This window comes from Agrobacterium tumefaciens (genome assembly GCF_031801495.1).
Taxonomy (GTDB): domain Bacteria; phylum Pseudomonadota; class Alphaproteobacteria; order Rhizobiales; family Rhizobiaceae; genus Agrobacterium; species Agrobacterium tumefaciens_K.
The window spans coordinates 2,166,944-2,191,498 of the sequence record NZ_JAOEGC010000002.1; the positions used below are offsets into that span (position 1 = coordinate 2,166,944).

24 protein-coding genes and 1 pseudogene are annotated in these 24,555 nt (G+C 59.6%); 17 read left to right on the forward strand and 8 right to left on the reverse strand.

The features are described 5' to 3' along the window. Positions 1-243 precede the first annotated feature (243 nt). Together uppL and N7578_RS19965 are read left to right on the forward strand one after the other, a co-directional pair. Positions 244-1,083: a polysaccharide biosynthesis UDP-hexose transferase UppL gene (uppL, locus tag N7578_RS19960; RefSeq protein ID WP_311111965.1), complete on the forward strand. Its 840-nt coding sequence runs from the start codon at positions 244-246 to the stop codon at positions 1,081-1,083. 195 nt (positions 1,084-1,278) lie between these two features. After that, positions 1,279-1,545: a hypothetical protein gene (locus N7578_RS19965; RefSeq protein ID WP_311111966.1), complete on the forward strand. Its 267-nt coding sequence runs from the start codon at positions 1,279-1,281 to the stop codon at positions 1,543-1,545. A 24-nt stretch (positions 1,546-1,569) separates the two neighbouring features. Here the strand turns inward: N7578_RS19965 and N7578_RS19970 are convergent, their stop codons facing one another. Next, positions 1,570-2,322, reverse strand: coding sequence for a polysaccharide deacetylase family protein (locus N7578_RS19970; protein ID WP_311111967.1), 753 nt, complete (start codon positions 2,320-2,322; stop codon positions 1,570-1,572). 25 nt (positions 2,323-2,347) lie between these two features. Then, on the reverse strand, positions 2,348-3,643 hold the full coding sequence (uppY, locus tag N7578_RS19975; RefSeq protein ID WP_311111968.1) for a Wzy-type polysaccharide biosynthesis protein UppY: 1,296 nt from the start codon (positions 3,641-3,643) through the stop codon (positions 2,348-2,350). A 324-nt stretch (positions 3,644-3,967) separates the two neighbouring features. Between uppY and uppX the strand changes: the two genes are divergently transcribed. Then, the gene (gene uppX, locus N7578_RS19980; RefSeq protein ID WP_311112568.1) at positions 3,968-5,194 is read left to right on the forward strand and encodes a Wzx-type polysaccharide biosynthesis protein UppX; all 1,227 of its coding nucleotides are present in this window, start codon (positions 3,968-3,970) and stop codon (positions 5,192-5,194) included. 25 nt (positions 5,195-5,219) lie between these two features. Here the strand turns inward: uppX and uppJ are convergent, their stop codons facing one another. Both uppJ and uppH read right to left on the reverse strand, forming a co-directional pair. Continuing rightward, positions 5,220-6,161 (reverse strand): polysaccharide biosynthesis UDP-hexose transferase UppJ, encoded by a 942-nt coding sequence (uppJ, locus tag N7578_RS19985; RefSeq protein ID WP_311111969.1) that lies wholly within the window; start codon positions 6,159-6,161, stop codon positions 5,220-5,222. An 8-nt stretch (positions 6,162-6,169) separates the two neighbouring features. After that, entirely contained in the window at positions 6,170-7,081 is a 912-nt protein-coding gene (gene uppH, locus N7578_RS19990; RefSeq protein WP_311111970.1) for a polysaccharide biosynthesis endo-1,4-beta-xylanase UppH, read from the reverse strand. Between the two features lie 179 nt (positions 7,082-7,260). Between uppH and uppI the strand changes: the two genes are divergently transcribed. Beyond that, on the forward strand, positions 7,261-8,328 hold the full coding sequence (uppI, locus tag N7578_RS19995; protein WP_311111971.1) for a polysaccharide biosynthesis UDP-hexose transferase UppI: 1,068 nt from the start codon (positions 7,261-7,263) through the stop codon (positions 8,326-8,328). Beyond that, positions 8,325-9,404 carry a polysaccharide biosynthesis glycosyltransferase UppG gene (gene uppG / locus N7578_RS20000; RefSeq protein WP_311111972.1) on the forward strand — a complete coding sequence of 360 codons (1,080 nt, stop codon included), beginning with the start codon at positions 8,325-8,327 and terminating at the stop codon, positions 9,402-9,404. The genes uppI and uppG overlap by 4 nt, the downstream gene beginning before the upstream one ends. A 39-nt stretch (positions 9,405-9,443) precedes the next feature. Here uppG and uppM read toward each other — a convergent pair whose 3' ends face one another. Further along, positions 9,444-11,069 (reverse strand): polysaccharide biosynthesis protein UppM, encoded by a 1,626-nt coding sequence (gene uppM / locus N7578_RS20005; protein ID WP_311111973.1) that lies wholly within the window; start codon positions 11,067-11,069, stop codon positions 9,444-9,446. 251 nt (positions 11,070-11,320) lie between these two features. On the opposite strand from uppM, the gene uppO reads away from it, so the two are divergent. From uppO to N7578_RS20020, 3 genes are all read left to right on the forward strand, one after another. Further along, positions 11,321-12,736 carry a polysaccharide biosynthesis phosphomannomutase UppO gene (gene uppO / locus N7578_RS20010; protein WP_311111974.1) on the forward strand — a complete coding sequence of 472 codons (1,416 nt, stop codon included), beginning with the start codon at positions 11,321-11,323 and terminating at the stop codon, positions 12,734-12,736. A 111-nt stretch (positions 12,737-12,847) separates the two neighbouring features. Continuing rightward, positions 12,848-13,249 carry a group II truncated hemoglobin gene (locus N7578_RS20015; RefSeq protein WP_311111975.1) on the forward strand — a complete coding sequence of 134 codons (402 nt, stop codon included), beginning with the start codon at positions 12,848-12,850 and terminating at the stop codon, positions 13,247-13,249. Further along, the gene (locus N7578_RS20020; RefSeq protein WP_311111976.1) at positions 13,246-13,611 is read left to right on the forward strand and encodes a DUF423 domain-containing protein; all 366 of its coding nucleotides are present in this window, start codon (positions 13,246-13,248) and stop codon (positions 13,609-13,611) included. The genes N7578_RS20015 and N7578_RS20020 overlap by 4 nt, the downstream gene beginning before the upstream one ends. A gap of 150 nt (positions 13,612-13,761) precedes the next feature. On the opposite strand, the gene N7578_RS20025 is transcribed toward N7578_RS20020, so the two are convergent. The 3 genes and pseudogenes from N7578_RS20025 to N7578_RS20035 all read right to left on the reverse strand — a co-directional run bounded on the left by N7578_RS20025 (position 13,762) and on the right by N7578_RS20035 (position 15,256). After that, positions 13,762-14,052: a hypothetical protein gene (locus N7578_RS20025; RefSeq protein WP_311111977.1), complete on the reverse strand. Its 291-nt coding sequence runs from the start codon at positions 14,050-14,052 to the stop codon at positions 13,762-13,764. Further along, positions 14,033-14,356, reverse strand: a pseudogene (locus N7578_RS20030) (DUF2325 domain-containing protein); the annotation flags it as partial. The pseudogene N7578_RS20030 and the gene N7578_RS20025, both read right to left, overlap by 20 nt. 258 nt (positions 14,357-14,614) lie before the next feature. Next, positions 14,615-15,256, reverse strand: a complete 642-nt coding sequence (locus tag N7578_RS20035; protein ID WP_311111979.1) for a TetR family transcriptional regulator C-terminal domain-containing protein — start codon at positions 15,254-15,256, stop codon at positions 14,615-14,617. A gap of 260 nt (positions 15,257-15,516) precedes the next feature. On the opposite strand from N7578_RS20035, the gene N7578_RS20040 reads away from it, so the two are divergent. The 9 genes from N7578_RS20040 to N7578_RS20080 all read left to right on the forward strand — a co-directional run bounded on the left by N7578_RS20040 (position 15,517) and on the right by N7578_RS20080 (position 24,542). Beyond that, positions 15,517-16,764: a Zn-dependent hydrolase gene (locus tag N7578_RS20040; RefSeq protein WP_311111980.1), complete on the forward strand. Its 1,248-nt coding sequence runs from the start codon at positions 15,517-15,519 to the stop codon at positions 16,762-16,764. Then, the gene (locus N7578_RS20045) at positions 16,761-17,237 is read left to right on the forward strand and encodes a GNAT family N-acetyltransferase (protein ID WP_311111981.1); all 477 of its coding nucleotides are present in this window, start codon (positions 16,761-16,763) and stop codon (positions 17,235-17,237) included. Before N7578_RS20040 ends, N7578_RS20045 begins: the two co-directional genes overlap by 4 nt. A 103-nt stretch (positions 17,238-17,340) precedes the next feature. Beyond that, a complete protein-coding gene (gene hydA / locus N7578_RS20050) occupies positions 17,341-18,795 on the forward strand; it encodes a dihydropyrimidinase (protein ID WP_311111982.1) in 1,455 nt (484 codons plus the stop codon). Further along, the gene (locus tag N7578_RS20055; protein WP_311111983.1) at positions 18,792-19,235 is read left to right on the forward strand and encodes an NUDIX domain-containing protein; all 444 of its coding nucleotides are present in this window, start codon (positions 18,792-18,794) and stop codon (positions 19,233-19,235) included. The genes hydA and N7578_RS20055 overlap by 4 nt, the downstream gene beginning before the upstream one ends. Continuing rightward, on the forward strand, positions 19,232-20,026 hold the full coding sequence (locus N7578_RS20060) for an ABC transporter ATP-binding protein (protein WP_311111984.1): 795 nt from the start codon (positions 19,232-19,234) through the stop codon (positions 20,024-20,026). Before N7578_RS20055 ends, N7578_RS20060 begins: the two co-directional genes overlap by 4 nt. Before the next feature lie 198 nt (positions 20,027-20,224). Next, a complete protein-coding gene (locus N7578_RS20065; protein WP_311111985.1) occupies positions 20,225-21,100 on the forward strand; it encodes an ABC transporter permease in 876 nt (291 codons plus the stop codon). Next, on the forward strand, positions 21,097-21,969 hold the full coding sequence (locus N7578_RS20070; protein WP_311111986.1) for an ABC transporter permease: 873 nt from the start codon (positions 21,097-21,099) through the stop codon (positions 21,967-21,969). The genes N7578_RS20065 and N7578_RS20070 overlap by 4 nt, the downstream gene beginning before the upstream one ends. Positions 21,970-21,991: 22 nt before the next feature. Next, entirely contained in the window at positions 21,992-22,984 is a 993-nt protein-coding gene (locus tag N7578_RS20075) for an ABC transporter substrate-binding protein (protein WP_311111987.1), read from the forward strand. 364 nt (positions 22,985-23,348) lie between these two features. Beyond that, on the forward strand, positions 23,349-24,542 hold the full coding sequence (locus N7578_RS20080) for an efflux RND transporter periplasmic adaptor subunit (RefSeq protein WP_311111988.1): 1,194 nt from the start codon (positions 23,349-23,351) through the stop codon (positions 24,540-24,542). Positions 24,543-24,555 lie beyond the last annotated feature (13 nt).

Below are 24,555 nucleotides of genomic sequence, written 5' to 3' on the forward strand. Positions count from 1 at the left end.
ACCCATGGGCGTTTGCTGGCCGAATGGGAACGCTCTAAACCACAGAGTACGGAATTATGCACGCTTTCATGATGGCTACGAATTTTAGAATAGAGAAATATAGGGTGTCCCACCGGCATTTATGAAAATATTAATGATAGTTCTTCGTAGTGTTTGAATGCTTGCAGTCTAGCATGCGAATGACTGAGTAACGAAACGATGGCCGATTTGGACACCGGAAAAAGTTCGACGGGAGACCACACCATGGAAGCGGAAAGGCCGAATACGATCTGGCCTGTGATTCCGCTTGCGACGTTGCCAATCACCGACGCCACCATGGAAGAGACCGCCGAAGACTTCATCCGCCGGGCGTCTGCCCCGCGCAAGACGGGTGAAAAGCCTTTCTATTCGACGTCAGCAAACGGTCAGGTCATTGCGCTTTGCCATCAGGACCCAGAGTTCGACTCCGTGCTGCGGCGCGCGGACCAGATCCACGCAGACGGCATGTCTCTGGTCATCTTCTCGCGACATTTCGGGCCCAGCGCCCTGAGGGAGCGCGTCGCGACCACCGATCTTATCCACACAGTTGCACGCCGTGCGGAAGAAACCGGCGCACGGTTCTACTTTCTCGGCGGCTCCGAGGACGTCAACGGCGCCGCGGTTGCGGAAATGCAGACGCTCTATCCGCGTCTGGTTTTCTCCGGCCGCCACAACGGCTATTTCAAGCAGGACGAAGAAGACGCCATCATCAGGGATATCGTCGAATCGCGAACCGATATTCTCTGGGTTGGCTTTGGCATTCCGCTGGAACAGCGTTTCGTCTCCCGCAATCTCGACAAGCTTTCCGGCATCGGTGTTATCAAGACGTGCGGAGGCCTGTTCGATTTCATCGCCGGCAGGAACAGCAGGGCGCCGCAATGGATGCAGGATATGGGTCTGGAATGGCTCTACAGGGCCATGCTTGAACCGAAGCGGCTCGGAAAACGCTACCTGCTCACAAATCCGATCGCGATCTACTCCCTGCTAAAACACCGCAAGCGCGCCACCCGGAACGCCGTTCCCGCAGTGCGTCCCGATACCGGCGGAATCAAGAAAAACGGCTGACTCTACGGACGCCCCTAAGCATCCGACACGTTGGTGCCAAATAAAGCGAAGCAAAAATACAACAAGCTTCGCTCTGATATATCTCCGCACAGATCAACAGATATAAATTCGATTGCAACTAACCAATGCCGGGATACGTTCAGAAAATACTATAGATTGACTCGAATCGAATGCATATTGGGGATGTCGATGTTGATGACGGCCATTTCTATTCTGGTTTATGGAATTGGCACCCTCATCTCACTTGTCATGACCTATATTGAAGGCGCCCGCCGGGACAAGGAATGGGACATATACCGCATCGGCGGCATCGTTCTCTGCTTCGTCTGGCCTCTTCTTCTGCCGGTTTTCGTCATCTCCGCCTTCCTGTCCATGTATGGAAGACGCAAACGGCATCCACCGACCATGTCCCTCAGCACTGAAAAGGCGTTTGCCGCTCCGGGCATCTCCGGACGCACCTGACGGCAACGGGACGCAGCGACATAGTCAAAGACCGAGCGAGTTGGCAGCCGCCTCGACGGTCATGACCTTTGCGCCGCCGGACAGCGCCGAACGGACGAGGGTCTGGAGTTTGCTATCCGGGCATCCGTAAAAACTTGGCGACGGCGACACGTCGTGGGTGAAGAATATCAGCCACCCGCCATTCGCCAGCACATCGGCCAGCCAGTGATCGGCAGCGTCGAGATAGCTCTGATCCGGCCTCAGTTCGACGGCTGCGAGACTGTGCAGATCGGTTCCGCCACGATTGATACCCGCCTTTATGCCACGCGCCGTTTTGAACCGCTTGCGCAGCAAAGGCTGCATGAGGGGCGACGCCATGCCGAACGGAACGGAGAAATTCCTTATCCGGTCACCGTGATCGAATGCGGAAAGTACCTTGTCGTTGCGGTTGAGATCCGCAGCCAGCCCTGCCCGCGAAAAGCTGGAAAGCTTCCGGTGCGAAAAGGTGTGGCAGGCGATCTCATGGCCTTTGGCGGCAAGGTCCGCGCATCCGTTTGCGGGAACCATCTTCTGGTTCTCGTCATATCCATCGATGAAGGTCCCGGACACATAAAAGGTTCCGCGCACGCCTTCATCTTCGAGGATACGCGCGCCACTCGTCCACGCGCTTTCCGGCACATCGTCGAAAGTGAAGGAAACAATCGGTTCCGCCGCAGCGATCTGCACCGACGGTCCCGGGAAATATTGCACCAGCCGGTTGTTCAACCGGTCTGCCAGCGTACCTATCTTTTGCGTCATCCACTGCCCCCCGGCGTGTCTGCGTTTATGGTCCTTCTTCAAGTACATTGTGAGCCTGATGCTTCAGACAATACACTGCAATAAGAAGAGAAGACCAGATAGGTCCTGTTCCGGTAAAAAAATTGCTCTCAAGACACGAAGAAAGAAGCGCATAGACCCAGATTCGCGCAAAAAGTGTTGTGAGTGCGGGATAAGTGCCACGGTCGACGGCTTTCCGGAAGTCGTTCGCCGGTATGATGACGAGCCAGACGATCGTGAGAACGAAGGCGGGCAGCCCACCGTTCAATAGGCTTTCGATATACCCGTTATGCGCGTGATAGGCCGCCACGGCCCATGTGCCGGCGATATCTGCCTGTGAAAGCAGCCTCTCGCTGGCCCAGAAGGCCTGGAAGCCCTGCCCGAAGATCGGCGACTGCGCAAAGGTATCGAACGAGAGACGCCAGATGTCCGTTCGGCCGGTGAAGGTTGAATCGATCCCGAGACTTTCGACCAAGCTCTGTATGCTCGGGAAGTAGGTCGAGCCCACCGCGAGAAGGTTGAGAAAACCAAGCAGACCACTGATCATCAGAAGGGTGCGGCTGGCATGCCGTTCCATGAACCAGACCAGCACGATGCTGACCGGCAGAAGCATCGCCGCGGTCTTGCCATTGGTTTTCCAGAGGAAGAAACCCGCCAGCACCGCAATCGCGATTCCGCCGACCGTCGACCATGCATTTCGGAGATAAAGCCCGATCAGGAACAGGATGATCATCGCCGGTGCGGCGGCATTCTTGTGGTTGAAGATGCCGCGCCAGTCACCCGCTAGCGCCTTTTCGTCGAGATCGAAAGGCTGATGGATCGAGCGCGAACTGAGAAAGATCACGCCCAGATAACAAAGTGCCAGCAGAATGATCGCGAAGATCGCCATCATCCGGTCGAACTGCCGTCGGTCGTGCGGCATCACCACGAGAACGCTGGTGATGAAGCAGAGAAGCCCGGTAAAGACGAGGCGCTGCAACGAGGTGCCAGGCTGCGCGCCGACAACGGAGCAGATCGCCAGCCAGGAAAACAGCAGCAGGATGGGCAGCCTTGGCCGCAGCAGAAGCCCGGTCAGCCTGTGGCGCAGGGCAAAGGCTCCGAGCAGCATAGCAATGACAAGACCCGTCAGTTGGTTCGCGGCAGCATGCGGCACCGGCGGTGCTGCCAGATTTTCAAACGGTGCGACGGAGATCCAGATGTAAAGCAGCGTGACGACAAAAAAAACCGCGTCGCGGCGGCTGTTTCCAAGCGCCATTGGATTGCTATGTGGGGAAACCGGCTGCGTATCAGCAAAACGCGGCATTTTTGCCTGCCTCCGGCGCAGCGAAACGGTTCATTGCCCTGCCTTGCGGTGAACGGCAACGTCCCGTTTTTTGGGAAACCCTTCGCGTCCTACCAGTTATAAACGGTGATTATGCTCAGTATTGTGCAATTGCTTTAACCCTCTCTTACCGCAGACGGGATAAGACGGAGGAAATTACCGCTAAAACCGTCCGGATTTGCAAGTCGTTTACGCGGCGATGCCATATTACACGAGGTAATCTGGCAAAGCTGGAACACAGGGAGACTTACGGTGTCGCTCAAAACGCCGCGGCTCGGCCACCTGGTCCGACTGGGATTGTCCTACATGGCGTCCGGGGGCTCGCTCCTGATGTCCAGTGCTGCCCAGCTTCTGACCTTCGCCCTTCTGGCGCGGCACCTCGGCGTCGAACAGTTCGCGCTGTATGCGTCCATTACCGCCGTCACCAATCTGGGCGTCCAGATCTGCGGCATAGGTGCGCAGGAATCGCTGATCCGCCGCGTTGCGCAGGATCGGAACATGTTTCCCGTCATGCTTGGCCACAGTTATCTGCTCAGTGCCGCGACGGGCATCATCCTGACGATCATCGGCATGATCACCATTCCGGTCTTCTTCCCGACCTCGGAAAGCCTGATCGACACCCTTATCACGACCTTCCTGATCCTCTTCACCAACCTCGTGCTGCTGAAGGTCATCTCGCTTTCGACCCAGAGCTTCATCGCCCATTCCGACTTCGGCTCGGCCAACAAGCTGGAAGTGATGTTCGCCGTCGCACGCACCATTGCCGCCGTCATGGCCTGCCTTGTCTTCAGGGTCGAGACGGTCGAGGCATGGGCCTTGTGGAACCTCGCGGCGCATATGATCGCTGCGGTGATTTCGGTGAAGGCGATCGGCAGGCTAGGCAAGCCGGTCTATCGTCTGGTGCACGATGAAATCCGCATCGGCATCCTGTTCTCAACCCAGTTCCTGTTCAAGGCCGTGCGCGGCAACGCCGACATTCTCGTCCTCGGCGCGATTGCAAGCGCCGAAGTGCTCGGCAGCTACTCCATAGCGCGGCGTATTCTGGATAGCTCCTACCTGTCTGTGGAAGCCCTCAACCGACTGATCTATCCGGGGTCGGCTTCCGCCGCCCTCCAGGGCATCACCAAGACCATCGAGCGCGCCTATAACGTGCTGAAGGCCGCCCTCTTCATCGCAATCGGCAGCGCAACCGCGATCTTCATCATCGCACCTTTCCTACCGCTCCTGTTCGGTGACGAATACGTGTCGCTGCCGATCATCACCCGCGTGCTGTGCTGGGCCGTGCTGCCCATGGCCGTTGCGGCAACGGCGCTGGAAGCACTGGGCGCTTCCGGACGGCAGGACATCCGCGCCAAGATCTGGAACAGCGGCAATCTGCTCGGTTCCGTCGTCGTCGCCCTGTGCACCTGGTCCTTCAGCATTTCGGGAACCATCGGCGCTTATTTCCTCGTGGAGATCGCCATTGCAGCTGCGGTCTGGATCGCGCTGCTGCGGCTGCGCCGTAACAAGCCGGCTTTCGCGGGAGCGGAATGACCGGAACTGCGCAAAAAGCAGGGAGTCAGCCCTTCTTGACTGCCTTGTAAGGCGTCAGCGTCACGCCGAGGCTCGCCATCACACGCCCGACGGACATCAGCGGCGGATGGGTAGCAGGTAGAAGCGAGCCGGTTCTGGCCAAGGCCGAAACGGCGCGGATCAGCGACAAACCGAGGCTGACGGCATTTTTGGCAGCCAGCAGAACGCCACCTTTCAGACCGGGGCGATTGGCCCGGTCGATGCTGTAATTGATGATGCCGGTTCTCAGCGACCGCGTCATGATCCAGCGCGGTGCCATGCGGGTTTCCGGCACATATTCGATGATGATGGCTTCGGCGCTCCACGCAAAGCTGAAGCCCGCATGCCGGCAGCGCGTGAAGAAATCCATGTCACCGCCGCCCAGGAAATTGAACTGCACGTCGAATTCCGGTTTAGGGAGCGTGTCGAACACCCGGCGCGAAATCAGGCAGTTTCCGGAACCATGGATCTGATCCACCCGTCCGGTCGGCGCTTCTATGGAGCCGAACAGCGGATGGGCGAGCACCGACTTTGGAGCGGGCACATCGAATTCTCGGTTCACCGGACCACCGACGATATCCGCGCCGAAGGACTTTGCCGTCTTGACCATTTCCGATAGCCACACGGGAGAAGCAGCCTCGTCGTCATCGATCATCAGGAACCATTGCGCGGACGGGTAGGTCTGGCGCGCCGTCCGAAACGCCGTGTTGATCGCGTAACAATTGCCCTGCGTCGGCTCGACCAGCGCCTGCCCGGCAAGACCGGTTTCGGCAAAAAACTGACGTGCGACGGCAAGCCCCGCCTGCCCTGTTCCGTCATTGTCGACCACGACGATGGCAAAAGGAAATTCCGTCTGCTGCGCGGCAAGCGACTGAAGCGTTTTGCCCAGACCCTCTGGCCTGCGGAAACTCGGAATGCAGACAACCGCTTGCGGAAGGATCTCTGTCATGAATGCTCCTAAATCCCGGCAATCGCGGCAGCGGAAAAGATGACGGCGCGCAGGCTCTGGCGCGGGCGATGCACCAGCGTATCGGCAAGCGCCGAGAACGCCTCGCGATAGCGGTGGGCGCGAAACGCCTGCGCCACGGTATAGGCATTCATATGGGTTTCGGATTTGTGACGAAGCCGCGCCAGTTCTCTGGGGCTGACGGCCGCAACAATGGCAGGATCGGTGAAAACGGCACGGATCGCCGGTTCACAATCCTTGAAGGTCAAAAGACGGTTCATCATCACGCTCGTCCGGTGCACGCGGTAATCCAGCACATGGCATCCCGGCAGATAAACGAAGCGACCGACCGCGGCCAGCCTGCACCAACCATACCAGTCTTCGGCATAACGCAGGGTTTCATCGAAACCGCCAAAATCCTGAAAGGTCCGCGTGCGCACCAGCATGATGCCGCCGTTGACGATGAAGTTTCCGCCAAGAAGGGCGGGAAGAATATTGCCGCTCGGCTTTTCCCGGCGGCGGATGAGATTGCGATTGCCGATCTTGGCCCCGTCTTCGTCGATCCGCTCGTAATCCCCATAAACGGCAACCACGTCATCGTCCGAAATACCAGCGCAAAGCGTCTCGATAGAGTCCGGCTTCAAGCGGTCATCGGCGTCGAGAAACATCGACCACGTTCCACGCGCCTGTGACAGTCCGAAGTTGCGGACGGCGGAAACACCCTGCCTGCCCTGCGGTCGGGTCAGCAACCGGACACGCGGGTCGCTGAAACTTTCAACCTTGCGGGCCGTGCCGTCCGTGGAACCATCGTCAACGACGAGAATTTCCACGACGCTTTCGCCCTGCATCAGCACGCTCTCGATCGCCTCCACGATATAACGCTCGCCATTGCGAACCGGGATGACAATCGAAACGGAAATCAAGACATCTACTCCGTGGCGTGTAAAGCAGACTTCGCACAGTGAAGTTACTACCCGATTAACCGGATAGACGGTAGTTGTGTCAGGGGTATAGCCAGCATTAACCTTGCGGCGTTTTAATATGCAATTTGTAATGTCACGCTGTTATAATTTGGGAAAATCGATTGCGGAGGCTGGGGTGAATGCCGATCGGACGTCGAAACTTTCTGTACGGTGCGGCAGGCGCGGGTCTTGTTCAGGCATTGCCTGGCCTTGCACACGCCGCGCAGAAGAAAAGCACTACCAGAACCGCTCCCTATGGCGCGGCGGTGTATCTTCCTGACCTGCAGACTGACAGCCGGATCGGCGAGGCCATCGTCAGATATTGCTCGCGCCTCACACCCGTCACGGAAATGAAATGGGAGATCATGCGGCCTTCGGAAGAAGTTTTCGATTTTTCCGCAGCCGACGCTCTTGCCAACTTCGCCCGCGAGCACAAGCTCGCCATGCACGGCCATCCGCTGATCTGGTATGCCTCCAACGCGCCGTGGTTGTCGTCTGTCAGCAGCTCGAAGGTCGAAAAGCTGATGGAAACCCACATCGTCAAGACAATGGAACGCTACAAGGATGTCGTTCATAGCTGGGATGTGGTCAACGAGCCGATCCCCGACGTGCCTTACAATGCAAAGTCCCGGCGCGACGCCTGGTATTATGGCGCAGGAGCCGATGCGATTGCCAAGGCGTTCAGGATCGCCCACTCTGTCGATCCGAAGGCGCAACTCGTCCTGAACGAATACGATGTGGAATTCTCGGTCGAGAAGTCACCCGCCAAGCGCGCCGCCTTCCGCGATCTCATCCTCGAGCTGCTCGATCAGGGCGCACCGATAAACGCCATCGGGCTGCAAGGCCATCTGCGCGGCGGCTGGCCGATTGCCAAGGACGAACTGGCCGCATTCACAAGCGAAATGCGCGGCCATGGCCTTGACGTTTTGGTGACGGAACTCGACGTCATGGACCAGACCCTTCCCTCACCGGAAGCCGAACGCGACATGCTCATCAACGCGCAGCTCAGGGACTTTCTCGAGGCGGCCTCCGCAGGCGGTTCGCTGTCCTCGATCACCACCTGGGGTATTTCCGACCAGTACACCTGGATCCGCTGGGCCTACCCCCGCAAGGATGGAACGGCCAATAGACCCCTGCCGCTCGACTGGAGCTTCAACGAAAAACCCATGATGTCCATCATCAACGAATTCCGGAGCCGCGGCGCATGAATGGTGAAATGCCCCTGCCGCCTGTCAGCAAGGCGCTACAGGTCAATCTGCACCCTTTCGATGCCGCGCATGCAGCTCTTACCTTACCGCACCAGCTCAGAATCTGGGGCGGTCAGGTCGACCGCATTCTGCTCACCGTCGACACCGGACAGGTTGGTGCCGGCCGTTACAAGGGCAACGGCTTCGAACCCGCCAGAAAACGCCTGTTCGACATGCTGGATGAAATGCAGGCGAACTATCCGCATCTTCATGTCGATGAGGTCGATTACGGTGACTCAGCCCGCAAGGCGATTACCGACACCTTCTTTTCCCGCTCAGCGGTTCCCTATCCTGCGAAGGCCTTCGATGGCGGGCCGTTCCATGTCTATTTCCACGGACTGAAGCGCGCCAACGCCCGCTACGTGCTGCACATGGACAGCGACATGATGTTCGGCGGTGGTAGCCAGAGCTGGTTCGATGAGGCAATCGAGCTGCAGAAGGACAATACGGACGCGCTGTGCATCACGCCGTTCTCCGGCCCGCCCACCGTGCGCGGCGATCTTGATATCAGCCGACATGTCGGCATGCCGGGAGTGAAAAACATTCCCGCCCCGCGCAAGCTGCCGACGCGTGTTCCCACCTGGCGTTTTGCCACGGTGTCCACCCGTCTGTTCATGATCGACATGGAACGCTTCGCGAAGAAGGTGACATCGTTGGAACTGCTTCAGCCGGACCTCAAGCGCCGCATCCGCTCCTACGCCTATAATCAGCAGCCGGTTTCCATGCCCGCCGAAGAGGTGCTGAGCACCAACATGATGCGGCGTGGTGTCTACCGGCTCGATTTTCTCGGTGAAGGAAAGGGCATGTATTCACTGCACCCGCCTTACCGCTCGCCGGAATTCTATGCCGCCCTGCCCGCTATCGTGGAGCGCATCGAAAAAGGCGATATTCCCGAAGGCCAGCTAGGCGATTTCGACATCAACGGTTCGATGATGGACTGGACGAGCGCGCTTGCCGCCAAGACGAAAAGCAAGCGCTACGCCAAGGCGCTGCGACATCTGATTACGGCCAACATCCAGCGGTTTGGCAAAGCCTGACCGAACCGCCAACGCATGGGCAGAAAATCGGAAGATGGATCAGGCGTAACGCGCCGCCGCCACGTCATGGTCGTTGCGACGCAAGTAGCGCAGCAGTCCGAGCACCACCGCGATTCCTACTCCAAGGAAGACACCGCCTGCGCCACCGGCAATCAGGAAGGTCAGTTTACTTGGTGGCCAGCTTCTTGAATTCGCCTCAACCGGCTGCGAGATGACCCTGACATTGGTGGAATCGATGGCCTGCTGCTCGGCGATCTGGCGTGAGCGGGTGAGGTAGGTTTCGTAGATCGCGGCGGCCGAGCTGGCATCGCGCTCCAGATCGCGCAACCGTACCTGCGCCTCGTTGTCGGTGAACACGTTGGCGCGTTCCGCAACCGCCTTCAGCCGCAGGGCATCGAGCGAGGAGCGGGCTTCGGCAACATTGGTTTTGGCCGCCTGCAGGATGCGCTGGGCCTCTTCCGCGATGCCGCGCTCCAGCATGGCGCGTTCGGCGCCCGCCGTTGCCAACCGCGGATGCCGTGCACCGTAAGTCAATGTCATGGCGCCGATCTGCTGCTGCAACGTGCTGTACTGCGCGCGGATCGTGTTCATGGTCTGACTGTCGAAGATGGCGTCGCTCTGCGTGCGGTTCTGGGCAATGGCCGCTTCCATCTGCTTTAGGCGGGATTCCTCCTGAATGACACGCTGCTGCGCTGCCAGAACCTGCGCATTGAGTTCGCCGGACGTCTGGTCGCTGACAAGCTGGCCATTGTTTTGCTGCAAGCCGTTTTCTCGGCGGAAATCCGCCACCCGCTTTTCGGCATTCGTGACATTCTGGCGCATCTCCTCAAGCCGCGCCTTCAGGTCGCCGACGACACGCTGGCTGCTGTCGGAGTTCATCTGGAACAGCTCGCTTTCGAAAGCCTTCACGATAGCTTTCGAAACCTGGACCGACTTTTCGGCATCGTTGGTCCAGACAGATAGCGTAACCACGAAGGAGCGCGGATCGCGTTCCGCCGCCACCCGGTCGCCGAGCGACCGAAGCGCCCCGATCTTGTTGTCGCCATCTTCCGGGCGCGACGAGAACATTGCCTTCAATCTTGCAATCGGCGGCGGATTGATGAACTCGCCGTCCTGATCGAGCTTCAGCTCGTCCACCACCCGCGCCAGCACGTTGCGCGACGTGATGGTGCGCAGCTTGCTCTCCACTTCGAGGATTTGCGTGTCGCGCTGCTGGTTCGGCGAAAAGACGCCATCGTTGACGACGTTCAGATTGGACGGATTGACGACGATATCCGTGTAGCTCGTGTAGCGCGGCGGTGTCATGGTGGCATAGGCAAGGGCCACCGCGACACACAGGATGATCGCCAGAATGATCCAGAGAATGCCGTCACGCAGCCATGTCAGAACCTCGTCGACGCCGATCCGGTCGATATACTTGAGGCCGGGCAATGCACTGGAAAGACTGGCGGTCGGTGACGTCTGCGCGACAGACTTTTTTTGAACCTTCGGCGGCTCGGTCACCGGCGGCGCCTTGGTCTCCAGATGCTCTTTCAGCACCGTGCGCTCGAAAACCTCGTCGTCATCGACAAGATCGTCCAGCAGCGAACCCTGCGACTTTGCCGGAGATGCTTTCTCATCGAGCGGACGTGTTTGCTTATGTCCCGCCTTTTTAAGCCTGTACATCAGCCAATCCAACTCGAACAAACCACAAAAAGGCCTCGAAACGCTCTTGCCTGTCGCAAAGACCCCATTCGGTCAGCGAGTCTAGGGTGAACGGGTGAATTTTAGGTTACCCTTTCCCAGCGCCATCATCGCCCATTTGCGCGGGCAGCGAAAGTGATGATTGACTCGCATGGATCGATACGGTCTTCTAGTCGTTATATATTTGTATTATCCATTTGAACCTCAAAGATTTTATCGCACTGGAGTTTGGCATGAGCCTGAAATTTGGAACGAGCGGTCTTCGTGGCCTCTCTGTCGACCTCAAGGGAAAAGCCTCCGCCGTCTACGCAACGGCATTTGCACGGCACCTTCTCAAATCAGGTCAATCCAAGGCTGGTGACCCCATTCTCGTCGGCCGCGATTTCCGCGATTCCAGCCCCGACGTTTCCGCGACCTGCATCGGCGCGCTGAAGAAAGCGGGCCTCGTGCCGCTCGATTGCGGTACCGTCCCAACGCCGGCCCTTGCCCTTTATGGCCTGTCTCTGAAGGCTGCTGCCCTGATGATTACCGGATCGCATATTCCGGCCGATCGCAATGGCATCAAGTTCTATCGCCCGGATGGCGAGATCGACAAGCAGGACGAGACGGCCATCGCCACGCTTGCAAGGGAAGTCGAGGCAGAAGGCATCGCGGATGAACCCGCAACCGCCGAAGATCACTCCGCTGTCGCTGCGGAACTGTTTTACGGGCGCAATGCGTCGCTGCTGCCCGCAGGCGCGCTCTCCGGCCTCAAGATCGGCGTCTACCAGCACAGCACCGTCGCGCGCGACCTGTTCGTGGATGTGCTGGCGCATTACGGCGCGGAGGTCGTGCCGCTCGGTCGTTCGGAAAGCTTCATTCCGGTCGATACGGAAGCCGTCTCGCCGGAAACGCTGGCGCTCCTGAAAAAATGGTCCCCTGAACATGGCCTTGACGCCATCGTTTCTGCCGATGGTGACGGCGACCGTCCGCTGCTCGCCGATGAACAGGGTGTTCCACTGCGCGGCGACCTGATCGGCCTCATCACCGCAAACTTCCTCGGGGCAGGCGTCGTCGTCACGCCCGTCACCTCCAACTCCGGCATCGAGGCAAGCGGTTCCTTCGAGGTCATCCGCACGAAGGTCGGCTCGCCATTCGTCATCGCAGGCATGGGTGAAGCGCTTGCGGCAGGCCGGAACGGCGTCATGGGTTTCGAGGCGAATGGAGGTCTGCTGACGGCCTCCGCCTTTACCCTCAACGGTAAACCGCTGTCGCCGCTTCCGACCCGCGACAGCTTCCTGCCGGTGCTGGCCGTGCTGCTACTCTCTGCCGAGCAGAAAAAGCCCTTGTCCGAGATCGCCGCAGCCTACAACCTGCCGGTCGCAGCCGCCGACCGTCTGGAAAATTTCGCGCAGGAAAAAAGCGCGGCCCTGATGGCGCATCTGCGCGCTTCGAAGGACAATCTCGAAAAATTCCTGGCACCTGTCGGCACGGTGAAATCCACCAGCGACATCGACGGCCTGCGGGTGGCGCTGACCGACGGCAGCACCATCCACTTCCGCCCTTCCGGCAACGCACCCGAAATGCGCTGCTACGTCGAAGCCGCCAATCAGGACGAAGCCGAAGCGCTGCTCAGTAAGGGTCTGGATCTGATCCGCAACTTCGGGTGATTCCATCACCCGATAGAAACGCGAGGGGCCGAATGCCGCACCTCGCGTTTTCATATTGCTCTTCCCGCAGCCGGGCGCGATAAGGGCCCGTAACGTCGGGAGGCAGCACCATTGAGCGGCGAAACCATTACCCTTTACGAAGCGATCGGCGGCGATGCCACGGTGCGGTCGCTGGCGAAGCGCTTCTACGAGTTGATGGACACCCTGCCGGAAGCGGCACGCTGCCGCGCGATCCACCCTCCGGATCTTTCCGGCAGTGAAAGCAAGTTTTACGATTATCTGACGGGATATCTTGGCGGACCGCCCGTCTATGTCGAGAAACACGGCCATCCGATGTTGCGCCGCCGCCATTTCGTGGCCCCCATCGGCCCGGCTGAACGGGACGAGTGGCTGCTGTGCTTCCGGCGCGCCATGGAAGACACCATCGAAAACCCGAAGCTCAGGGACATCATCTGGGCGCCGATCGAGCGACTGGCGTTTCACATGCAGAACCAGGAAGAGAGCGCATCATGAAAAACGAGAGGATGCGTTCCTTCGTCCTGTTTCTCGGCAGCCTTCTCGGCGCTGCAGGCGTGATGCTGGCGGCGGCCGCCACCCATACCGGCGAAACCTACATGCTCGGCAAGGCGTCGGCCATGGCGCTTGCCCATGCGCCCGTGCTGATCGCGCTTTCCGTCGGCTGGGATCGCATCCGAACTGCAATGCCGGCGGGGCTGACCCTTGGCCTTGGCACGGCGTTGTTCGTCGGCGATCTCGTTGCCCGGCATTTTTCGGGTTACGGCCTCTTCCCCTTCGCAGCGCCTCTGGGCGGCATCGGCATGATCGCCGGCTGGCTTATTCTGGCCGTCAGTGCATTTTTGAAGCCGAAAGTCTGATTGCGCTGGACGCACCCGACTCCTGAGACGGATTTCGACACAGCGTTCATCGCACTCGACGTCATCCTCGCCCTTGAGGTGAGGATCGATAGACGCCGTCGTCAATGGATTTCGGATCAGGCGTGAAGATAACGGAGCTGAACCGCCGCCTCAACGCCTTTTCCAGCGAAACATTACGATGTTACGGCCCTCGGCGGCGGCCCGTCCGGGATCGAATGCCGCGGCCTCTCCCGGCTGGCGCGTTCTGAGATAGGGAAACATCAGCACGTTGTCAGGGCTTCTGGTAGCCCTGTTGCGTCGCTCACGCTCTGCGACGATTTCGAACATATCCGTCAAAACCGGGTCGGCGGCGTGCTCGGCCATCTTGTGCAGTTCGACGCGGCAAGTCTCGTCCGCCGCCTGCTCATCGTTTTCGGTGGAATTATTGCGCTCTTCGCTCATCGCTTGCGGTCCGTTCATTCATCGTCTGAAGCGCCCGCTCCAGACTGGATTTGCTGCCGTTGCGCAGCGGAATGAACGTCTTGCCGAATTTCTTGCAACCGGACTTCACCCGCAGACACGCATCGTGGCTGATACAGTCGATCGGGCAGAAAACGCAGTCGACCGAGGGAAGAACGGTATCGATACGTGAAACCGCTTCGCGCAACCCGCCATCGTGGTGGATGAGTTCCGCACCGAAATTGCTGGCGATCTGGCGTAGATGCGCGACCTGACAGTCACGGCCGCCCACATAAAGAAAGCTTTTCGGGCCGGAAAGCTGCGCTTCCGCGACCTCGGTGTCTGGCTGCTGGGAAGCCTTGCCCTGCTTGCCGCCACGATCCGCCTTCTTTTTGTCCTTGCGTGCCATGCACTCACCTGCCGGTTGTCTTGTTACGCCCGGATAATCGCGGGCTCCGTAATCGGAATGTCGGCACCATAATAAAGATGAGTTTTGGAGTAAAGTATAAAGATGATAAATTTTATCATGTTTTAACGCAAAGCTTTTCCGTGTGGAAAACCCGCCCTAGCCGCCGATTTTCAACCCGCCCATGAAAAGCTGTTCCAGATGGCGGGCGGCATCCTCGAAACGGCCCTCACCCCCGTTCTTGTCGCCAAGCACGGCGCGCACCTGCACATCGAAATCCGCATAGTGCTGGGTTGTCGACCATATGGAAAAAATCAGGTGGTAGGGATCGCATTTGGCGATCCTCCCGGCCTTGATCCACGCACGGATCACCCCGACCTTTTCATCCACCAGTTGTTTGAGCGGCCCCCTCAATTCATCTTCGATATGCGGCGCGCCTTGCAGGATCTCGTTGGCGAACAGGCGGCTCTCGCGCGGGAAATCCCGCGACATTTCCAGCTTGCGGCGAATATAGGAGCGTATCTCGCTCTCGGGATTGCCCTCGGCGTCGAACGCCCTCAGCGGATCGAGCCAGGTATCGAGAACCCGCTCGATCAGGGCCCGGTGCATCGCTTCCTTGGTGCGGAAATAATACAGCACGTTGGGCTTGGACATGCCCGCCGCTTCGGCGATCTGATCGATGGTGGAGCCACGAAAGCCGTTGACCGAAAAAACGCTCAACGCCGCTTCGAGTATGGCCTCGTGCTTTTCCTCCTGGATGCGCGTCCGCTTTTGTGTTTTTGCTGCTCGCGGTTTGGCCATCTGCGCTCTCTGTTTCTTTTTAATGCATCTGCTAAAACGACTGGATTAAAAAATAATCACAGCGCACACTTTAGGCAAAAACATTGCGATTCGTCATGAAAATCCCTTGCTGACCTTCTCGCGAATTTGCAATGTTTACCAGTCGGTCAATTTATCCACCAACCTCGTCACAAGGCAATGGCTCTTGTTTCAATGGGTGGAAATCTGGAACGGCACAGGCTTTGCATACCGAATAACAACAAACTTCGAGGATAACACATATGGCGGCGGGTAAGAACTTGGCGGTTGACAGCAATCGGCTGTGGGACAGCCTGATGGAGATGGCGAAAATCGGCCCCGGCATCGCCGGTGGCAACAATCGCCGCACCCTGACGGACGAGGACGCCGAAGGCCGCAGCCTGTTCCAGCGCTGGTGCGAAGCTGCCGGAATGACGGTCGGCGTCGACCGGATGGGAACGATGTTCGCCACCCGCCGCGGCGCCGATCCGGATGCCCTGCCCGTTTATATCGGCAGCCATCTCGACACTCAGCCTACGGGCGGCAAGTTCGATGGCGTGCTCGGGGTGCTGGCCGGACTGGAAGTCGTGCGCAGCCTGAACGATCTTAACATCACAACCCGGCATCCTATTGTGGTGACGAACTGGTCCAACGAAGAAGGCGCGCGTTTCGCGCCCGCCATGCTGGCATCGGGCGTTTTCGCCGGCATCCACACGCTCGACTACGCCTATAGCCGCACCGATGCGGACGGCAAGACCTATGGCGATGAGCTGAAGCGCATCGGCTGGCTTGGCGATGAAGAGGTCGGCGCACGCAGGATGCACGCCTATTTCGAATATCACATCGAGCAGGGACCGATCCTCGAGGCCCAGGAAAAGCAGATCGGCGTCGTCACCCACTGCCAGGGTCTGTGGTGGCTGGAAATAACCCTGACGGGCAAGGAGGCTCACACCGGCTCCACGCCCATGACGATGCGCGTCAACGCCGGGCTTGCAGCCGCCCGTATTCTCGAAAAGGTTCAGGAAGTGGCGATGGCCCACCAGCCGGGCGCGGTGGCAGGTGTCGGCCGCATGAACTTCACACCCAATTCGCCCAATGTGCTGCCCGGCAAGGTCGTGTTCACCATCGATATGCGCACCTCCTCGCAGGAGAAGCTCGACAGCATGCGGGCGATCTTCGAAGAGGAAGCGCCGAAGATCGCCGCCGAACTTGGCGTCGGCTGCTCCATTGAAGCCATCGGCCATTTCGATCCCGTCACCTTCGATCCGGTGCTGGTGGGGCGCGTGCGCGCCGCCGCCGAAAAACTCGGCTATAGTCATATGGACATCATATCCGGCGCCGGTCACGACGCCTGCTGGACGGCACGCGTCGCCCCGACCACGATGATCTTCTGCCCCTGCGTCGGTGGACTGTCGCACAACGAGGCGGAGGAGATTTCTCCAGAATGGGCAGCAGCCGGATGCGATGTGTTGCTGCACGCCGTGCTTGAGACGGCGGAGATCGTGGCATGACCGTCACCATCGAACTGGAGGTGCCGAAGCAGCCGGAAGTGGTGGCGCTGATCGAGCTGTCCGACGAATACATGGCCTCGCTCTATCCACCGGAAGGAAACTTCGCGGTCGATCTGGACGCCCTGTCCGCGCCCGACATCTCCTTTCTGGTCGCACGGCTGGACGGCAAGGCAGTCGGCTGCGGTGCGATAAAGTGGTTTGACGATGGCAGCGCGGAACTGAAACGCATTTTCGTGCATGACGATGCCCGCGGCCACGGCATCGGTCGCAAGATCATGGCGGCGTTGCAGGCGCTTGCGGAGGAGCGCGGCGTATTCAGGCTTTATCTTGAAACCGGCCCGCTGAACGTCGAGGCCGTCGGCCTCTACGAAGCCCTCGGTTATCAGCATTGCGGACCATTCGCGGACTACGAGGAAAACCCTCACAGCCTGTTCATGGTGAAGGAACTCAAACTGGCAGGCGCCGGCGAATGAACACGTCCCGACCTGCCGGAAAATCAGTATCGTGCACGATGTTCAGTCCCTGAGATCAGCAATCCCGGGAGATTGACTGCGGCAATAAACAAGGGGAACGACCATGGCCACAGTGATCAAGAACGGCACCATCGTCACCGCCGACCTGACCTACAGGGCGGACGTGAAGATCGATGGCGGCAGGATCGTCGAGATCGGCCCGAACCTCGCGGGAGACGAGGTTCTGGATGCCACCGGCTGCTATGTCATGCCGGGTGGCATCGATCCGCACGTGCATCTGGAAATGCCCTTCATGGGCACCTATTCGGCCGATGATTTCGAAAGCGGCACGCGTGCGGCGCTTTCGGGCGGCACGACCATGGTGGTGGATTTCTGCCTGCCTGACCCCGGCCAGTCGCTTCTCGACGCGCTGCAACGCTGGGACAACAAGGCGACCCGCGCCAGTTGCGACTACTCCTTCCACATGGCCGTGACATGGTGGGGCAAACAGGTCTTCGACGAAATGAAGACCGTCGTTCAGGAAAAAGGCATCAACTCCTTCAAGCACTTCATGGCCTACAAGGGCGCGCTGATGGTGAACGACGACGAGATGTTCGCCTCCTTCTCGCGCTGCGCGGAGCTTGGCGCCATCCCCTTCGTACATGCGGAAAACGGCGATATCGTTGCCCAGATGCAGGAAAAGCTGATGGCCGAGGGCAACACCGGCCCAGAAGCCCATGCCTATTCCAGGCCTGCCTCCGTCGAGGGCGAAGCCACCAACCGCGCCATCATCATCGCCGATATGGCTGGCGCGCCGCTCTACGTCGTGCACACCTCCTGCGAGCAGGCGCATGAGGCGATCCGCCGGGCGCGGCAGAACGGCATGCGCGTTTACGGTGAGCCGCTGATCCAGCACCTGATCCTCGATGAGCGCGAATATGCGAATGCCGACTGGGACCACGCCGCCCGCCGCGTCATGTCGCCGCCGTTCCGCAACAAACAGCATCAGGATTCGCTCTGGGCGGGTCTTGCGGCCGGTTCGCTGCAATGCGTGGCGACCGACCATTGCGCCTTCACCACGGACCAGAAACGTTTCGGGCTTGGAGATTTCCGCAAGATACCGAACGGCACCGGCGGGCTTGAAGACCGCCTGCCACTGCTCTGGACCCACGGCGTCGCAACCGGCCGCCTGACGATGAACGAATTCGTCGCCGTCACATCCACCAACATCGCCAAGATCCTCAACATCTACCCAAAAAAGGGCGCGATCCTCGTCGGCAGCGATGCCGATATCGTCGTCTGGGATCCGGCGCGCGAAAAGACCATCACCGCCGCAAACCAGCAATCAGCCATCGATTACAACGTCTTCGAGGGGCAGAAGGTCAAGGGGCTGCCGCGCTTCACCCTGTCGCGAGGCGTCGTCACCGTCGAGGAAACCACCATCAGGACGCAGGAAGGTCACGGCAAATTCGTTGCCCGCGATCCCTACCCCGCCGTCAGCACGGCGCTGTCCACCTGGAAAGACCTCGTTGCGCCCCGCAAGGTGGAACGCACCGGCATTCCGGCAAGCGGAGTGTGATCGTGAGCGCCGAACCGAAACGTCAGATCGTCATCGCCGCCGCCATCCTGCTGAACGACAGGCGGGAAATGCTGGTGGTGCGCAAGCGCGGCACCACGCAGTTCATGCAACCGGGTGGCAAGATCGATCCGGGTGAAACGCCGCAAGAAGCGCTCCGTCGCGAACTGACCGAGGAAATCGGTCTGGCACTTCCAGCCGATGCGGCACGATACGAAGGCGTTTTCCGTGAAGAAGCCGCCAACGAAGCGGGTGCGGAGGTCGTGGCCCACACCTTCATCGCCCGGCTGAACGGCGGCGTCACGCCACAGGCGGAAATCGAGGATGTGCGCTGGTTGCCGGTCGACGGCGTGCCTGCCGTGCCGGTTGCCAGACTGACCGAAACCCAGATGCTGCCGCTGGCGCGCGCAGCCGTGACGGAAAGCGTGAACGAACCCCGATGAATACGTCCCCTTCTTATTCCGTCGTCTCGGCAAAGAACCTCGGCCTCACCTTCGAAACGGGTGACGGCCCCGTGCACGCGCTGTCCAATGTCGATCTAGAGGTCGGCAAGGGTGATTTCGTCTCCTTCATCGGCCCTTCCGGCTGCGGCAAGACTACCTTCCTGCGCGTCATCGCCGATCTCGAAAAGCACACTTCGGGCGAGATCACTGTCAATGGCACCACGCCGGAAAACGCCCGCAAGGATCGTTCCTACGGCTATGTATTTCAGGCGGCAGCGCTTTATCCGTGGCGGACCATAGAGAAGAACATCGCGCTGCCGCTTGAAATCATGGGCTACACCAAAGCAGAACAGCAGGCCCGCATCGAGCGCACGCTCGATCTCGTCAACCTCACGGGCTTCGGCAAGAAATATCCATGGCAGCTGTCGGGCGGCATGAAGCAGCGTGCCTCGATCGCCCGCGCGCTCGCCTTCGATGCCGATCTCCTGCTGATGGACGAGCCGTTCGGCGCGTTGGACGAGATCGTTCGCGACCATCTGAACGAACAGCTGCTGAAACTGTGGGATGCCACCGGCAAGACCATCTGCTTCGTCACCCACTCCATTCCCGAAGCCGTTTATCTCTCGACGAAGATCGTCGTCATGTCGCCGCGCCCCGGACGGGTGACGGATATCATCACGTCCACCCTGCCGCGCGAGCGTCCGCTGGAAATCCGCGAGACGCCAGAGTTTCTGGAAATCGCCCACCGCGTCCGTGAAGGATTGAAAGCGGGGCACAGCTATGAGGGTTGACGTCATAGCCAGCTTCCCCCCCCTCTGCCCTGCCGGGCACCTCCCCCTCAAAGGGGGAGATCGGTCTGCGGTAATGCCTCGACCATCTCAACGTCGAGGAATGGACTGGTGGAAAAGCGTCTTGCCTCTCTCCCCCCTTGAGGGGGAGATGCCCGACAGGGCAAAGGGGGTTAAGTCCCCATTGGCGAGGGCACCGCTATGACCCTCCTCCGTCACCGCATTCTCCCAGTGCTCACCGTCATCCTGGCCATTCTCGTCGTCTGGCACTTGGCGGTCGTCTACCTCAACATGCCCTTCGCCAGCGATCAGGCAGCCCGCGCCGGACAGCAGCCGGGCTTCCTCGAGCTTCTGCCTCAAACCTTCGCGCAGGAACGTCCCGTTCTTCCCGCGCCACACCAGATCGTCGCAGAACTGTGGGACACGACCGTCAACAAGGCGATCACCTCCAAGCGCAGCCTCGTCTACCATGCGGGCATCACGCTCTCGGCAACTCTTCTGGGCTTCGCTATCGGCGCGGTGCTTGGTATCCTGCTTGCGGTTGCCATCGTCCATAACCGCGCCATGGACCGCTCCGTCATGCCGTGGATCATCGCCAGCCAGACGATCCCCATTCTCGCCGTCGCACCGATGATTATTGTCGTTCTGAACTCCATCGGTATTTCCGGGCTGCTGCCCAAGGCGTTGATTTCCACCTATCTCAGCTTCTTCCCCATCGTCGTCGGCATGGTGAAGGGTCTGCGCAGCCCGGAAACCATCCAGCGTGACCTGATGCATACCTATAATGCCTCGCCGAGCCAGATTTTCTGGAAGCTGCGCTGGCCGTCTGCCCTTCCCTATCTCTTTACCTCGCTGAAAATCGCCGTCGCCATCGCGCTCGTCGGCGCCATCGTCGGCGAACTGCCGACAGGTGCTGTCGCAGGACTTGGGGCGCGCCTGCTCTCCGGCTCCTATTACGGCCAGACGGTGCAGATCTGGGCGGCACTGTTCATGGCCGCCGCCGTCGCCGCCATCCTCGTGTCGATCATCGGCATCGCCCATACGGCCGTGCTGAAGAGAATGGGAGAAAGACCATGAGCAATCCCGGCTGGCTGGTCTTCGCTATCCTGTTCTGGGCAGCCGCCTGGAGCTTCAACGAATGGCTGGTCCGACGCAACTTCTCCGCACCCGCAGCAAAGCGCATGAGTGGCATCGCAGTGCCGCTGCTGTTCGGCATCGCCCTCATCATCCTGTGGGAAGGCATTGTCCGTGGCTTTTCCGTGCCGCAGATCCTGCTGCCGGCGCCAAGCGCCATCTTCATGCGCCTCATCTCATCGCTGCCGACCCTCTGGGCGGATTTCCGCCAGACCTTCATCAAGTCGGTGCTGACGGGTTATGTGCTCGGCTGCGGCCTCGGCTTTGCCGTCGCCATCCTCATTGACCGCTCGCCCTTCCTGCAACGCGGCCTTTTGCCTATCGGCAATTTCGTTTCGGCCCTGCCGGTTGTCGGCGTGGCGCCCATCATGGTCATGTGGTTTGGCTTCGACTGGCAATCGAAAGTCGCGGTCGTCGTCATCATGACCTTCTTCCCCATGCTGGTGAACACCGTGCAGGGACTTTCGGCCTCCAGCCACATGGAGCGCGACCTGATGCGCACCTATGCCGCAGGCTGGTGGCAGACGCTTATCAAGCTGCGCCTGCCAGCCGCCTGGCCCTTCATCTTCAACGCGCTGAAGATCAATTCCACACTGGCGCTGATAGGCGCCATCGTCGCGGAATTCTTCGGCACGCCCATCGTCGGCATGGGCTTCCGCATCTCGGCGGAAATGGGCCGCAGCAATGTCGATATGGTCTGGGCCGAAATCGCGGTCGCAGCACTGGCAGGCTCCGGCTTTTACGGTCTTGTGGCGCTCGCAGAGCGGGCCGTCACCTTCTGGCATCCGTCCGTCCGTGGTGGACGAACGTAAACAAAGAAAAAAGGGAACAGCGATGAAAACAAGACTAGCATCTCTTCTTCTCGCCGGTGCGGCGGTGATGACGGCGTTCAACGTTCAGGCCGCCGAAAAACTGACCCTGCAGCTGAAATGGGTCACGCAGGCCCAGTTCGCCGGTTATTACGTCGCCAAGGACAAGGGTTTCTACGAGGCAGAAGGTCTTGATGTCGATATCAAGCCCGGCGGCCCGGATATCGCCCCGGCGCAGGTTCTGGCAGGCGGCGGCGCTGATGTCATCGTCGACTGGATGCCGTCGGCTCTCGCGACCCGCGAAAAGGGCGTTCCGCTGGTCAACATCGCCCAGCCCTTCAAGAAATCCGGCATGATGCTGACGTGCCTCAAGGAAACCGGCATCACCAAGCCGGACGACTTCAAGGGCAAGACACTCGGCGTCTGGTTCTTCGGCAACGAATATCCGTTCCTGTCGTGGATGTCGCACCTGAAAATCCCCACGACCGGCGGCGCCGATGGCGTGACGGTTCTGAAGCAGGGCTTCAACGTCGATCCGCTACTGCAGAAACAGGCCGCGTGCATTTCGACCATGACCTACAACGAATATCTGCAGGTTCTGGAAGCCGGCATCAAGGCCGACGACCTCGTGACCTTCAAGTATGAAGACGAAGGCGTCGCGACGCTGGAAGACGGCCTCTATGTTCTCGAAGACAAGCTGAAGGACGCCAAGTTCAAGGAGAACATGGTCAAGTTCGTCCGTGCCTCGATGAAGGGCTGGAAGTGGGCCGAAGAAAACCCCAGCGATGCAGCCGATATCGTCCTTGAAAACGATGCGTCCGGCGCACAGACGGAAGCCCACCAGAAAGGCATGATGACGGAAGTCGCCAAGCTCATCGCGGGCTCCACCGGCGCGCTCGACAAGGCCGACTACGACCGCACGGTCAAGACACTGCTAGGCGGTGGCTCCGATCCGGTCATCACAAAAGAGCCATCGGGTGCCTTTACGACCGAAATCACCGATGCCGCTCTGAAATAATTCAACACATTCAAAAATCCGAAAATGCGCGGTACATTGTATCGCGCATTTTTTTTGGCACCCCGGGCCTGTCACGTAGAATTTTCAAGACATGCACCCATACAAAAATGTATATCCAGCATGCCTGTTGCACGGATTGATTTGCACCCTGCAAACAACTACAGTCCCGTTCACAAGACTGAACTTTTTGATCTTGTAAAAAAGCACGGATGCTCGCGTGCTTGAAGATTCGCGTTGAGGGGCGTGGAATCTGGAGGATCGGGAAGCAAGTATTGTGCCCCTTGTTTCATATAGATTGTCGCATGTCCTTGTTGTGGGAGCCTTCGGCTGGAGGAAATGCGCGCAGATTGGCGGACGACGACACATGCAGTACAAATCAAAGCTAGGCCAGGTTGCTTTCCTTCTTCTCTGCGCGACGGCCCTGCCGTTCTCCGCCAGGGCCGAAGGCGAAAGCCCGGCTGCCGCCGCACAGCAGAACCTGCCCTCCATCATCGTCGTGCATGCGACGCAACGCGCTCTCGTTGACCGTGTGATCGCAACCGGCACCATCAAGCCCGTGGACGAGATTTACGTGCAGCCCCTGGTCGACGGTCTTTCCATCGACAAGCTGAACGCCGACATAGGCGACAAGGTGGAAGCCAATGCGGTCCTCGCCGAACTTTCCACCGACAGCCTGCTGTTGCAGAAGAGCCAGTACGAGGCAAACCGCGCCAAGGCGGTTGCATCGCTCACCCAGTCCAAGGCACAGGTTTTGGAAGCCGAAGCCAATCTGAACGATGCCGTTCGCCAGCGCGACCGTGCCGCGAAGCTCGGTCAGGCCGGTTCCGGCTCGGTGTCGCAGGTCGAGCAGACGCAGGCGGCCGCGGAAGTGGCAAAAGCACGCCTGGATGCGGCGAAACAGGCCGTCACGGCCGGCGAGGCAGACATCAAGGTCGTCGATGCGCAGCTGGACGATGTCAATCTCCGTCTGACACGTACGGGCGTGAAAACGCCGGTCGCCGGTATCGTGTCGGCGAAGAACGCCAAGGTCGGCGCGGTTGCCAGCGGTGCGGGCACGCCCCTCTTCACGATTATAAAGGATGGCGCCATCGAACTGGTCGCCGACCTTTCCGAAACCGATATCCAGAAGATAAAGGTCGGCCAGAAGGCCCATTTGACGATTGCCGGCGGAGCTGAGAAAATTGAGGGCAAGGTGCGGCTCGTCTCGCCGACCGTCGACGCCGCGACGCGCCTCGGTTCCGTGCATGTCATCCTGCCGGAAAACAGTCCGGCACGGGCCGGCATGTATGCCAGCGCGGAAATCATCATCGAGGAAACCACCGCGCTCTCCCTGCCGCTGTCCGCGGTGACGGCCGGACGCAACGGCTCGACCACGCGCAAGATCGAGGGTGATGTCGTCAGGCAGGTGAAGATCGAAACCGGCATCGAAGATAGCGGTTTCATACAGATTGTCAGCGGTCTTGCCGCTGGAGACAAGGTTGTCGAAAAAGCTGGAGCATTCGTGCGTGACGGCGACCGCATCAAGCCGGTCGAAGCCCAGACGAATGCATCTAACTGACTGAGGGAATGAC

Bases quoted from the DNA above. Each gene is read 5' to 3' on its own strand.
- uppL (WP_311111965.1), top strand. From the start codon at position 244: ATGGAAGCGGAAAGGCCGAATACGATCTGGCCTGTGATTCCGCTTGCG.
- N7578_RS19965 (WP_311111966.1), top strand. From the start codon at position 1,279: ATGACGGCCATTTCTATTCTGGTTTATGGAATTGGCACCCTCATCTCA.
- N7578_RS19970 (WP_311111967.1), bottom strand. From the start codon at position 2,322: ATGACGCAAAAGATAGGTACGCTGGCAGACCGGTTGAACAACCGGCTG.
- uppY (WP_311111968.1), bottom strand. From the start codon at position 3,643: ATGCCGCGTTTTGCTGATACGCAGCCGGTTTCCCCACATAGCAATCCA.
- uppX (WP_311112568.1), top strand. From the start codon at position 3,968: ATGGCGTCCGGGGGCTCGCTCCTGATGTCCAGTGCTGCCCAGCTTCTG.
- uppJ (WP_311111969.1), bottom strand. From the start codon at position 6,161: ATGACAGAGATCCTTCCGCAAGCGGTTGTCTGCATTCCGAGTTTCCGC.
- uppI (WP_311111971.1), top strand. From the start codon at position 7,261: ATGCCGATCGGACGTCGAAACTTTCTGTACGGTGCGGCAGGCGCGGGT.
- uppG (WP_311111972.1), top strand. From the start codon at position 8,325: ATGAATGGTGAAATGCCCCTGCCGCCTGTCAGCAAGGCGCTACAGGTC.
- uppM (WP_311111973.1), bottom strand. From the start codon at position 11,069: ATGTACAGGCTTAAAAAGGCGGGACATAAGCAAACACGTCCGCTCGAT.
- uppO (WP_311111974.1), top strand. From the start codon at position 11,321: ATGAGCCTGAAATTTGGAACGAGCGGTCTTCGTGGCCTCTCTGTCGAC.
- N7578_RS20020 (WP_311111976.1), top strand. From the start codon at position 13,246: ATGAAAAACGAGAGGATGCGTTCCTTCGTCCTGTTTCTCGGCAGCCTT.
- N7578_RS20025 (WP_311111977.1), bottom strand. From the start codon at position 14,052: ATGAGCGAAGAGCGCAATAATTCCACCGAAAACGATGAGCAGGCGGCG.
- N7578_RS20035 (WP_311111979.1), bottom strand. From the start codon at position 15,256: ATGGCCAAACCGCGAGCAGCAAAAACACAAAAGCGGACGCGCATCCAG.
- N7578_RS20040 (WP_311111980.1), top strand. From the start codon at position 15,517: ATGGCGGCGGGTAAGAACTTGGCGGTTGACAGCAATCGGCTGTGGGAC.
- N7578_RS20045 (WP_311111981.1), top strand. From the start codon at position 16,761: ATGACCGTCACCATCGAACTGGAGGTGCCGAAGCAGCCGGAAGTGGTG.
- hydA (WP_311111982.1), top strand. From the start codon at position 17,341: ATGGCCACAGTGATCAAGAACGGCACCATCGTCACCGCCGACCTGACC.
- N7578_RS20060 (WP_311111984.1), top strand. From the start codon at position 19,232: ATGAATACGTCCCCTTCTTATTCCGTCGTCTCGGCAAAGAACCTCGGC.
- N7578_RS20065 (WP_311111985.1), top strand. From the start codon at position 20,225: ATGACCCTCCTCCGTCACCGCATTCTCCCAGTGCTCACCGTCATCCTG.
- N7578_RS20070 (WP_311111986.1), top strand. From the start codon at position 21,097: ATGAGCAATCCCGGCTGGCTGGTCTTCGCTATCCTGTTCTGGGCAGCC.
- N7578_RS20075 (WP_311111987.1), top strand. From the start codon at position 21,992: ATGAAAACAAGACTAGCATCTCTTCTTCTCGCCGGTGCGGCGGTGATG.
- N7578_RS20080 (WP_311111988.1), top strand. From the start codon at position 23,349: ATGCAGTACAAATCAAAGCTAGGCCAGGTTGCTTTCCTTCTTCTCTGC.